The sequence below is a fragment of the Marinimicrobium agarilyticum DSM 16975 genome, assembly GCF_000423345.1.
Lineage (GTDB): Bacteria > Pseudomonadota > Gammaproteobacteria > Pseudomonadales > Cellvibrionaceae > Marinimicrobium > Marinimicrobium agarilyticum.
In genome coordinates, this window is the sequence record NZ_AUHU01000016.1 from 73542 (window position 1) to 85588 (window position 12047).

Sequence of the window (12047 nt, forward strand, 5' to 3'; positions counted from 1 at the left end):
TACATATGAGACATGGATCACTTATAAAAGCGCGGGAACGTGACCTTTGCCACGTTATTGGCTTGGAGAAGATCGGCCCGCTTTATAATTTAGCGGGGCTCACCAGGAACGACGGTGGCAACCCGGCCATACCCTACTTTGCGGACCACCAAAAGTTGGTAGTATGAGCAGAAAGCCCCACCCAACCAGAGAGCGAGTGCCTCCTATGGACCTGAACAGTCCGCAAGCGCAGGCGGGTGAAGCCACCTATCAGCGCGGCTCGGCCATCGCCAAGACCGGCGAGGTGGTGATTATCCAAATCTCCTCCCAGGGTGACCGTCAGACAGTGGTCGCCCAGGCACGCGGCACCCACCGCTACAATAAGGTCGGGACGACACGTCTCATCGTCCCGACTCACCCCCAAAGCGCCGTTGCGTGACTGCGCCGCGCATAACCAGATACCATCCCCCCTGGAAACAACCGGGTCTAATCGACCGGTTTATACCAACTTCACCACCCTTAATCGAAGCGCGTTGACAATAACGCTGACCGAAGACAACGACATGGCGGCGGCGGCAACAATCGGTGACAGGAGTATGCCCATAAACGGATACAAAACCCCGGCGGCCAGGGGCACACCGGCGGAGTTGTAGACGAAGGCAAAAAACAGATTCTGCCGGATGTTACGCATGGTCGCCAAAGACAGCCGACGCGCTTCAACAATGCCCATCAGGTCGCCTCGTAACAGAGTAATACCGGCGCTTTCAATGGCCACATCGGTGCCGGTCCCCATGGCGATACCGACATCCGCCGTCGCCAGGGCGGGAGCATCATTAACGCCATCGCCGGCCATCACCACGATACGGCCTTCATCTTTCAGGCGCTGAATGATTTTCCCCTTGTCTTCGGGAAGCACTTCCGCCTCCACTTCATCGATATGAAGTTTTCGGGCCACCGCTTCGGCCGAGGTGCGGTTATCACCGGTCAGCATGACCACCCGGATACCGTCCTTCTGGAGTGCCGATATCGCTGCTTCTGTACTTTCTTTCACCGGATCGGAAATCGCTAACACCCCACAGACCTTTCCGTCGATGGCGGCAAAAATTACGGTCGCGCCATCTTCTCGAAGCTGGTCGGCCTCGTCTTCGAAGCCGGCGGTGTCAACACCTTCCGACTCCATCAACAAACGGTTGCCCAACAACACCCGTCGGCCATCAATGGTACCGGTCACGCCTCTGCCATTAGGGGAGTCAAAATCCTTCGCATCCGGCAGTTTCAGCTCCATCGATTTTGCCTTGTCCAGAATGGCTTGGGCCAATGGGTGCTCACTGCCTTTCTCCAGACCCGCTGCCAGCGACATCAAATCTTCGTCACTAAAGCCTTCAGCGGGAACTACCTTGGTCACTTGGGGTTTGCCCTCGGTCAGAGTGCCGGTTTTATCCACGACCACGGTGTCCACTTTTTCCATCCGTTCAAGGGCCTCCGCATCCCGGATCAGCACACCACTTTGAGCGCCGCGGCCTACACCCACCATAATGGACATGGGGGTAGCCAAACCCAGAGCGCAGGGGCAGGCGATGATCAGCACACTGACCGCCGCAATGAGGCCAAACGCCATGGGCGGTGAAGGTCCAAAAAAAGACCAGACAACAAAGGCGATCAGCGCGATGGCAATAACAGCGGGTACAAACCAACTGGCCACCTTATCCGCGAGCCCCTGAATCGGAGCGCGACTGCGCTGGGCGCTGGCGACCATTTGCACAATCTGGGACAGCATGGTGTCACGGCCGACTTTATCGGCTCTCATGATGAAGCTGCCCTGCTGGTTGATGCTGCCACCGATCACTGAATCGCCAGCCTCTTTACTGACCGCCAAGGGCTCGCCGGTCACCATGGACTCATCCACATTGGAACGTCCCTCAAGCACCTCGCCATCCAGAGGCACCTTGTCGCCGGGGCGCACGCGCAAGCGGTCGCCCACCTTCACCTGATCGAGCGACACGTCGGATTCACCGCCCTCGTCATCCAGTTTCCGGGCGGTGGTCGGGGCCAGATCCAGCAGCGCCTTGATGGCGCCGGAGGTTTTCTCCCGGGCTCGCAGCTCCAGGACCTGACCCAGTAAAACCAGCACCACGATCACGGCGGCGGCCTCGAAATACACCGCAACCGATCCGTCTTCCTGACGAAACGCCTCTGGAAACACCTGAGGCAACAATGTCGCTACCAGACTGTAGATCAACGCCACACCAGTACCGATGGCGATCAGAGTGAACATATTCAGGTTACGGCTGAGTACGGACTTCCAGCCCCGGACAAAGAATGGCCAGCCACACCAGAGCACCACGGGCGTTGCCAGTAGCAGTTGAATCCAGTTGGACACTTGCGGGGGGACGAGGTGGCCAAGCCCGGTCAGGTGACCACCCATTTCAAGCAGGAACACCGGCAATGCCAACGCCAGCCCGATCCAGAAGCGTCGTGTCATATCCCTGAGCTCTTCCGAGGGACCGGTCTCCAGGCTCACTTGCTCCGGCTCCAGTGCCATGCCACAGATAGGGCAATCGCCGGGCCCCTGTTGGCGAATTTCCGGATGCATTGGGCAGGTGTAGGTTGCCCCCGGCGCTACCGGCTCCTCCTGTTTTTCGTCCTCACCGAGATACTTTTCGGGCGTTTCGTCGAACTTTGAGCGACACTTGGCAGAACAGAAGTACCACGTCTTGCCAGTATGCTCGCTGCGATGCTTCGCCGTTTGCGGGTTCACCGACATGCCGCAGACCGGATCTTTTACGGTATGCTCGCCAGACCCATCGCCGCCGTGGTGGGCGTGCTGATGTTCAGTCATTCTGATCTCCCGTTTCGTCTTGAGGCTAATTCACAAACACCCTGAAACAGGTGAAAATCAGGGCGCCTCTAAAAAAACCTGCCATCCGTCACGATACCACAAGCAACGGTGGTGGGGATCGCCGACCTGTCGAAGGTCGCTCAGCAAACCGGAAAGCACCTTCAATAACGGGAGGGCTGTCTGAAAATAGAGGAACAGGGCTCCAGTCGCGTACCCCTCAGTTTACAATCGGCTTAACACCGCCTGGGTAAACTCGGTGGTTCCGGCGGTTCCGCCCAGGTCCCGAGTCGTCCGATCACCACTCTTTATTACATCTTTCAAAGCCGCCAGAATTCTGCTCGATTCCTCCCTCATACCCAGGTACTGAAGCAGTTGTATTGAAGCCAGGATTACGGAGCTGGGGTTGGCAATGTTTTGCCCCGCTATGTCCGGTGCGCTACCGTGTACGGCTTCGAAGATGGCGCATTCCCGGCCGATATTGGCACCCGGAGCCATACCTAACCCGCCGACCAGCCCGGCACAAAGATCGGAGATGATGTCGCCGAACAGGTTGGTGGTAACGATAATATCGAACTGCTCCGGGTTCATCACCAGCTGCATGCAGGCGTTGTCGACAATCATCTCGTTGGTTTCAATATCCGGGTATTCCTCGGCGACCCGTCGTGCCGTTTTTAAAAAAAGCCCAGAGGTAGACTTCAGAATGTTCGCTTTGTGAACAATGGTGACTTTGCGACGATTTTCTTTGCGCGCCAGCTCATAAGCAAAGTTAGCGATATCCTCAGACCCTTTTTGGGTGACGATGCTGGTCGCTTCCGCTGTCGATCCATTTTCGGACACAACTTGTCCAGCGCCAGAGTACATTCCCTGGGTGTTCTCCCGCACGGTAATAATATCGATGTTTTCGTAGCGTGCTTTTGTGCCAGGAAACGAAACTACTGGCCGCAGGTTGGCATATAGATTGAACTTTTGGCGCAACTCAACGTTGACTGAAGTGAACCCCTCACCTATGGGGGTCGCCAAGGGTCCTTTGAGCGTCACCCCATTTCTAGCGATGGCATCAATGGTCGATTGGGGAAGGAGGCTTCCCTCGGACTCCAGCGCCGTCATACCCGCATCGACGTAATCATAGCTGAAGCCACACCCGGCTTTGTCCAGGATCTGGAGAGCCGCCTCGACAATACTTGGGCCTATCCCATCGCCCTTGATGACTGTAATCGTTCTGGACATACATCGACTCCTAAAAATTTCTTGAGGCCGCCTCTATCTCAGAGGGAACCACGAACCGCCAATGCTGAAAGAGCCTCGACACTCACCGAGCCTGAGTTCCAGAAGAACCTCCTGTCGTCTCATCATCTTTCGCGCTCAGCGTTGGTTGGGTTTCATACTCTACGCCGTGCTTGCTCAAATATTCACGAATCAATTGGCGAACCACCTGAGAGGGTGTCAGATCTTGAGTGGCACACAGCGCGTCAAAAGCCCTTTTCTTGTGAGGATCAATCAATAAGGTCAGGCGTGCTGTCTTTTTTTCCATGGGGTGGGTACTCCGGCGACGTTGACATTAACATCGGATGTTAATGCGCAAAGGTGCCGCAATCAATATCAATGGATGCCATGACCACACACGCACGATCAAATATTTGTTTTTAATGATAACAGCATGTTAATGTAATGACCATAATGTGCGTGAAACTAAGGATGCACATTCTTGTTGGCGCCTCCCCATGTTCCCAGTCGGAGGGTTAGAGCTCATGACCCGCGTTGTTCGTTTTTTGCTCGATCTTCCCGGGGTTGCGACAGGCTTGCGAGCAGCTTGGCGGGAAGGTTATGGGCTGGGTGATCTGCGCAAGGATGTTATGGCGGGCCTGACCATCGGCACGGTCGCGGTGCCTCTGTCCATGGCACTCGCCATTGCCACCGGCGTTCCCCCTCAGCACGGGCTTTACACGGCTATTGTCGCCGGTGCCTTGATTGCTTTAACCGGTGGGTCACGTTTCAACGTCTCCGGGCCAACTGCCGCTTTTGTGGTCATTCTTTTCCCCATTGCGCAAGAATATGGCTTGGGAGGGCTGCTGATGGCTTCCATGATGGCTGGAGTCATTCTGGTCGCCTTGGGCGTGGCCCGATTGGGAAAATTGATAGAATTTGTTCCCTACCCGGTGGTTCTGGGCTTCACCTCCGGGATTGCGGTCGTGATAGCCACTTTGCAATTGCCGGACTTCCTAGGACTCAGCACCGGACAGCTGGGCGAACACTTCATTGAAAACCTGCTGATGATTGTTCAAGCCCTGCCGGCTGTGAGTCCTCTTGAATTAAGCGTTGGACTGTTCACGCTGACTGCCATGCTCCTATGGACACGTTTTCAAATGCCCCTGCCTGCGCCTCTGATCGGCTTGGTGCTGGGCGCGGCAGTGGCTTACGCCATCAATCATTGGTTTTCCGGGGCAGGGACGGGGGTAGAGACCATTGCCTCCCGGTTTACCTGGGAGACGCAAGGGCAAGCGGGCACGGGTATACCACCTATCGCACCCACTTTTGCGTTGCCGTGGTCTTTGCCCGGCCCCAACGGGGAACCTCTTGAGCTGAACTTTGACCTGGTCCGTGCCTTGATAGGCCCCGCTTTTGCAATCGCCATGCTCGGGGCCATTGAGTCCCTGCTTTGCGCCGTCGTATCGGACGGCCTGACCCGGACCAAGCACGACCCCAACGCCGAGCTGATCGGTCAGGGGCTGGGTAACATTGCCGCTCCGCTGTTTGGCGGCATTACCGCCACTGCCGCCATCGCCCGCACGGCCACCAATATTCGCAGCGGCGCCCGCTCCCCCATCGCCGCCATCGTGCATGCGCTGGTCGTGTTATTGGCCGTGGTAGCATTCGCCGGAGTGTTAGGCTTGGTACCTATGGCGGCCTTGTCGGCCTTACTGTTTATTGTGGCCTGGAATATGAGCGAAGCCCGCCATTTCCTGCGCAGCCTTCGTTCGTCGCCACCGGGGGATGTCGCCGTCCTGCTGACCTGCTTCGGTTTGACCGTATTGTTCGACATGGTGTTGGCCGTCGCCGTGGGCGTAGGGCTAGCCGCCGCGCTGTTTATTCGGCGCATGGCGTTACTGACTCAAACCGAACAGATCACCTCCATAGACCACCCACACCTCAATGGGCTGCCCCACGAAATCGCCGTCTATGATATCAACGGCCCACTCTTCTTCGGGGCCGCGGAAAGGGCTCTGGCCTCGTTGCGGGTAGTCGACCCGAAAATCAGGGTTGTGATCTTGGACATGCACGATGTACTGAGTATTGATGGCACCGCCATAGTCGCTCTGCAATCGCTGGTTGATCAAATGCGTCGAACGGGGGTCGCCCTTGTTTTTACCGGCCTGCCCACGCGAACAATTGTCAAGTTAAGGCGAGCGGGTATTACCAAGCGCAAAGGGACACTGACTTACTGCAGCAACATGAAACAAGCCCAATCAGTCGCCGCTCGCTGGCATGCGCAGCGTGTTGTCAGCCAAGAACAAAAGTAAGCAACATCCTAAGTGACAAAGCACGAAATCAGGCCGAGCACCAGAAACAGGGAGAGCAAACGCCGAACCATGGCCCGGCCTGATACACAAAAAAAAAGGCGCTCCGTGAGGAGAGCCTTTTTTCAATATGGTGCCAAGGCCGGACTTGAAAAATACATCTAAACCATTGATTTATAAGGATATTAATTGGTTCAAATAATACCGATACCGCCAGTGATACCGTCGTCCCATTTGGGTAATTATTGAACCGAAATGGGTATTGAATCCGCACGCGCACGCACTTCGCGTCGGCCAAAATTTATTTCCCCCTCAGCCTCTTTGAGGTCACACCGCAACGCTCTACCGCCATTCTGAACCTAATTTTCTCGGTCAACAAGCTTTCTGGTGATTTCAGCAGAGAGCTCAGTGAGCGCACTCTCCAGCTCTGGATCCAACTCTTTTGTTGAATTGTAATGCGGTACAACGAGATCCGCCTTTTCGACATCCGGGAGGGCTCTCATTATATCCAAATAATACTGGAGCCGCCCGGGTTTAGTGGTCGCCCTGAATAGGTCCTTCTTCAGCCGCTCCTCAAACTGCCGCTCTTCATCTTCGTTCTGTACATCATCCAGCTCCCAGTGAAGTTCGCGAGCCAACTGTTTCTGAGACCATCCCACTCGCGCGCATAAGTCTTTAATAGCTTTTTGAAGCTCTTCGACCTCTTTTGTCCCCATTGGTCCCCAGCCCCCTCTGTATCTTTGAATTGTCCCAGCGGGGACATAAACCAATCGTTAATGGAGAAACACCATGAAAAAAGCAAAGACTCCCATGTCGCCGGCCGCTGCTCAGCGTATTCAAAGCGCGACAGCCAAGCAACACGGCGGAACAACCCCTAAAGGCTCCTTCGCAGCAAAAGCGCAATCGGTTGCTGCCAAAAATGGGGCACCCAAAGGCCAGCGGCCACCTAATGGGCCAAGTACTACCAAAGGGCCATCAGGTAAGAATCGAGGCAATAACCCTCCTAAGCGTTGACCTGACTAGCGTCATAAAGCGGGGGCTGTTGCCCCCGCACTATGAACACTCATCCACCCCCTTGGCCAGAATTTTCTTAAATTCAGACCTACTTGCGTCTAATTCCGAATAAGGCACTTCCTCAACAATACTCTCAACTGCGCATACACAGATCTCATGTTTTGAATCATAGAGCTCTCTTGGAAGCGCACTCATATCACCGCTTGTGCAAGCGTTCACCATGGCGTACTCCACGCGCAGAGGGTATCGGTTAGAGTCCAAGAAGTTCCGGTCTACCGCTGAGTACCCAGCCACCCCTACAGCAAAAGCCAAAATTGCTGGCATCCGCGCCTTGGCGTAGTACTTCCTCCCCGTAATGGGCTTTTCGCACTTAGCACACTCGAGCGTTTGATTTTGCTCTAATTCATTAGCGGCAGAACAATCTGGACAGTGAATTGTTACCTTAGTCGAATTTTCAGGGTGTTCAGTCATTCTCTGGGTTGTTCCAAATATTAGTGATCTCGAAGGCCTTGCTAGACCGAAACTCCTGCAGTCGGTTGGCAAATGCGAAAGCTTCAGTCATTTCATAGTGCTGGAAGATGTCCAGGCCTCTGTCCAGTAATATCTTCGAGCCGTGCTCCGCAACGATATGACGAGCGTGAACGATGCCGCCTTCGTCAAACTCCCATGTGAAATCGATACCCACAGTACGACCGGAGTCTTGAACCTTCTTAAAGCTTTCGTCTTGCATATCTACCTTGAATTCATCCCGCAGGGTGATCAGGTGAACCGCTACTTTGTCCTCCTGAGCCTCGCTCTTCACGACGGTTTCAACTCGAGCTCAGGTTCTACATGTACCTTTGCGCAAACCGTTCAGAAACTTGCAGACGAAATCTACAACGCCTCATAGTAATCGCGGATCTTCTGTGCCATCAGCTTACGCCGAGCATCCAGGAATGCCTGGTAGTTGTCGGCATTGACTTCATTGATAAAGGCAGGAATAGAATGCTCCTCAAGATTCGCCTCAAGATCGGACTGGCTGGTAATTTCGCCGATTCTTAAGGCTCCCGATTCTATTTGTGTGCCAACCCAGGACATGTACTCCGTGGGTGGGCGATCTTTGATGGCGATGTTGATGGCGGTTTCCGTTAGAGCAAAATTGGCGATTTGATTGTAGTCGCCCTGTTTGGGGTAACCGTTGTTGATCAAGTGGTTTTTAGGCACGATGTGGTGCATATCACCATGGCCTTCGATCATCTGGGTAACATTGATAGACTTGGACAAAAAGCCCCTTGCCCCTTTACTGACCAAAGCGGCGAGGAATACCTGAAACGCAGGACTACGCTTACTTGGTGATACGAGATCCTGCGGCAAGGTCACATCCCAGAAACCGTCACCGAGCTCGGACTTCTCGATGAGCCGCAGGTACTCGTCAGCGCCTTGCTCATTAATCCGCCGCAGATCCGTTTCCCATGTGGATTCAAAACTACCTACCGCGCGACCGGTCAGCAGGGTCATCACAAACCAGCGTTTGACGATTTGAGAGCGTTCGCCCTCCATTAGTTTCTCATTGCAGCGCAAGCGAAGATACAGCGCATAGGCAAAATTCAGGGCGTTCTTTGAACCAATCATGCTTGAGTCGATATAGCCCGCCGACTTGATCATCATCACAAAACGTTCGACGTGGGTTTTGCGAACCATCTGCTCCAGTGCGTTACCGAATCTTGCGTAGGCCCCGGGAATAAGGCTTTCGTCAATCTTGCGGGTTTGGGGGTCGAGACCAGACAGCTCACTGACAATGGCACCGGCTTTACCGCGACTGAAACCGACCAAGCCGGCGATTCGGATAACGTCCGTGTAATCCGGCTGGAATAGTTCATCGGGCTGGTTCTGCAGCCACTGAATCTTGTCGAGAAAGCCGGACGCAGCAAACTCCTCATCATTCTCGCGGATATCGTCGAAGGCATGGCCGGATATAGACAGATGGCAGAAGTAATCAATCAGCTTGCGCAGGTTGCGGCCTTCATCACCATAGGTGGCGATTTTACTCATCACAAAATCCGCGCTGGAAAGAGGCACACCCTTGGCGTTGATACGAACAAAAATTTCGGCAACGGTATCAACATCAAGATCATCTGCCAGGGAGATCACTCCTACCTGTGCGTGCTGAATGTCAGCTAGCTTAGTGATAGCTGCCTCGACCCGTTTTTCGTCTGCATCAGGGTTGTTCTCGAAATAATGCCGGAGAAATGTCAGCTGGCCGGTGCCCGAGAAAAACTCACTGATATCGTGAACCCACTGGCTACTGTTGCGAATGGCCGGGGTCAAGGTAGCAAACTCTTCGGTCAATGGGTTGAACGAAATGACAATGCGCTTTTTCTCATAGCGGTTGCCGATCACAGGTTGCCCAGCAATGGCCGCTCGCAGTGCGGTCACTCGCTGCTGACCATCAATCAAAATCTGCTGGTGAGCAGCGACCTTGCCACCTTTCAATTTGGCACCAACTGATTGCCAAGTAATGAGATAGCCAACGGGATAGCCGTTATACAACGAGTCCATCAAATCGCGAACCTGGGAGGTCTTCCACACAAAAGGTCGTTGCAACTTCGGTATCGCGATCTTGTCGCTGCGAACATCAGACAGCACTTGGCTGACAGCAGTTTGTTTCACTTCGTATTTTTTCACGGTTATCAAATACTCCATTCTGCCTTTCAGTTCGGGGCCCGCCAGCCGCTGTGCTCTGCGTGCCTCATGAACGGCTCAAATATCCAACGGGGGCAATGCGTTGACGATTTTCTGGGTTTCCAGGCTGACGGTAACAACGCGCTGAAACAGCTCCAATGGGTACTTGGGATTGCCCATGGTTTCGATTGCCCAGTCGTTGGCGTCGTTGACTATGCCGCTGGCTTTATGAGTGGTGACTGCTTGACGCTCCATCACCCAGGTTAGTGCGGCCTTACCGTTAACCACGTAGTCCCAGGCTGCTTCAGGGATACTGTTGATGGTAATGCGGGAGTTATAAATCACTTTGCTGCGATCATTTACACTTTTTCCGGTTTCCGGGTCTTTTTTCTTCGCAAATTTCATCTTCTTTACCCGATAGTCCGCATCGGAGAGTTTGCCTTTGGATTCGATGGTCAGCGGGTATGGGTCAACTGTTTCGTAGTTAAGGTGTAGGTCCGCCAAGGAACGGCCGGCATTGCTGTAGGACCAGAAATCAACGGCCTTATTCACTGCAGGAATACGTGGAAGCTCCTTGCTCAGATTGTCAGCGAAGCGCTCCCGATAATCTGCCGAATGGAGGATGCCGTAGACGTAGTAAAATAAGTCTTCCTTGCTGATCTCCTCGTCTGGGTAAACTGCTTGAAAGTGAATCAGACCGTCGTCCGTAATAGCGTCGCGTCGTCTTTTCACCGGAGTTTCCGTCACAAATAACCCGCCTTGATCAGGGCCTTCGATCGGATCATCATAGAGGTAAAGTGGAAAGCACTGACTCCCCCCCTTCATCGCTGCTACGCAAAACTCAACCGGCACTTTCGACATGATCGCACTGAACCCTGCTATGCAGCCAGGGCCAGAGACACATATCATTAGATTATAGTCTTCCGCATTAGGGAATATACGCGGCATCTGATAGACCATTTCGTTGAATCTACGATCAAAGTACATCCATTGCTTGGTAAAGGGTCGATACAAACATTCCCTGACCCCGCTTTCATGAAACGAGAATTTTTTACCTTTTGCTAAATCCTGCTTCAAAGCCCTAGTCCAGCTAATTTTCTCTGGATTTGAATCGATAAAGGAATCGGTATATTTTCCTCGAGCTTTTTTATCTAACCCTTTGAAGTTTTCATTAAACCTTAAAACTTCGCTATTATAAAAATCAATCATGGCATACATGTTTTTGGCTAGCTTCTTATCGCTGCCATTGAAGCACCAGGTATCCCTAGCAGTAAGGACGCCCTGCGAATAACTATGGAACAACCTCGGCGTCTCAATTTTTTTATCTCCCATCAAGAAGAACTCGTTGAAACGATCTTCACGCTGTTTCAACCAATCTCCGTAGGAGTCCGGTATGATTTTCGTCCATCCATTCGCCTCAGAAATCCCTGAGACATCCTGCAAACCTGTTAACCTTGCCAGCTTTTGGTCACGGTCGAGATATTCGTCAACAGAATGAAAATAAATGTTCCCACTCCGTGAAGAATCAGTATTTTTAACAAGAAAGAATATACAGATCGCCGCCCCACTGCCCATTCCGAATATCTGCCCCCCTTCCTTTTTAGCCCTCTCACCGGACGTGTGCTTACCTCGCAGGCCCCGTAGGTGGAATATGTAAATATTGCTAAACTCCTCATATAGACATTTCCGTATTCCGTCCGAAAACCTCGATTCGAGAAAGCCTGCATTTGTAACAAAACCTTAGTGTTCCCCACAAAAAGTAGACACCCTAACTATGCGGCCAGTGCCGCCTTTTCCTCGAACGCAACTGGACTCATGCCATCGTTCGCTGAATGCCTTCTTTTGCGGTTGTAGAATATTTCAATATACGCAAAGATCCCCGATTTAGCATCCTCTATCGAGCGGTAATCTTTAGCGTAGATCAACTCAACTTTCAAACGACTGAAGAACGACTCCATCGGGGCATTATCCCAGCAATTTCCTTTTCGACTCATGCTCGGCCTAACTCCTTGTGCCGCCAGGTAATCAACGTATTGTTG

Annotated in this window: 10 protein-coding genes; 2 read left to right on the top strand and 8 right to left on the bottom strand. The window is 53.1% G+C overall.

The features are described 5' to 3' along the window. The first annotated feature begins 205 nt into the window (after window positions 1-205). The gene (locus G547_RS0114930) at window positions 206-418 is read left to right on the top strand and encodes a hypothetical protein (protein WP_027330541.1); all 213 of its coding nucleotides are present in this window, start codon (window positions 206-208) and stop codon (window positions 416-418) included. 60 nt (window positions 419-478) lie between these two features. On the opposite strand, the gene G547_RS0114935 is transcribed toward G547_RS0114930, so the two are convergent. From G547_RS0114935 to G547_RS23860, 3 genes are all read right to left on the bottom strand, one after another. After that, window positions 479-2818, bottom strand: coding sequence for a heavy metal translocating P-type ATPase (locus tag G547_RS0114935; protein WP_027330542.1), 2340 nt, complete (start codon window positions 2816-2818; stop codon window positions 479-481). 222 nt (window positions 2819-3040) lie between these two features. Beyond that, window positions 3041-4045: an isocitrate dehydrogenase gene (locus G547_RS0114940; RefSeq protein WP_027330543.1), complete on the bottom strand. Its 1005-nt coding sequence runs from the start codon at window positions 4043-4045 to the stop codon at window positions 3041-3043. An 82-nt stretch (window positions 4046-4127) separates the two neighbouring features. Further along, complete coding sequence (locus G547_RS23860) at window positions 4128-4349, bottom strand: hypothetical protein (RefSeq protein ID WP_027330544.1); 222 nt, start codon at window positions 4347-4349, stop codon at window positions 4128-4130. 217 nt (window positions 4350-4566) lie between these two features. Between G547_RS23860 and dauA the strand changes: the two genes are divergently transcribed. After that, window positions 4567-6336, top strand: a complete 1770-nt coding sequence (gene dauA / locus G547_RS21725) for a C4-dicarboxylic acid transporter DauA (protein ID WP_036188958.1) — start codon at window positions 4567-4569, stop codon at window positions 6334-6336. Window positions 6337-6692: 356 nt separating this feature from the next. Here dauA and G547_RS0114955 read toward each other — a convergent pair whose 3' ends face one another. The 5 genes from G547_RS0114955 to G547_RS0114980 all read right to left on the bottom strand — a co-directional run. Beyond that, complete coding sequence (locus tag G547_RS0114955; RefSeq protein WP_027330545.1) at window positions 6693-7049, bottom strand: hypothetical protein; 357 nt, start codon at window positions 7047-7049, stop codon at window positions 6693-6695. Window positions 7050-7810: 761 nt separating this feature from the next. Next, on the bottom strand, window positions 7811-8149 hold the full coding sequence (locus G547_RS0114965; RefSeq protein WP_027330547.1) for an MIT C-terminal domain-containing protein: 339 nt from the start codon (window positions 8147-8149) through the stop codon (window positions 7811-7813). Window positions 8150-8220: 71 nt separating this feature from the next. After that, window positions 8221-10011 (bottom strand): GmrSD restriction endonuclease domain-containing protein, encoded by a 1791-nt coding sequence (locus G547_RS0114970; protein WP_027330548.1) that lies wholly within the window; start codon window positions 10009-10011, stop codon window positions 8221-8223. A gap of 75 nt (window positions 10012-10086) precedes the next feature. After that, window positions 10087-11583: a type ISP restriction/modification enzyme gene (locus G547_RS0114975; RefSeq protein ID WP_027330549.1), complete on the bottom strand. Its 1497-nt coding sequence runs from the start codon at window positions 11581-11583 to the stop codon at window positions 10087-10089. 197 nt (window positions 11584-11780) lie between these two features. Further along, on the bottom strand, window positions 11781-12047 hold a 267-nt coding region (locus tag G547_RS0114980; RefSeq protein ID WP_157209897.1), incomplete at its 5' end, for an IS3 family transposase.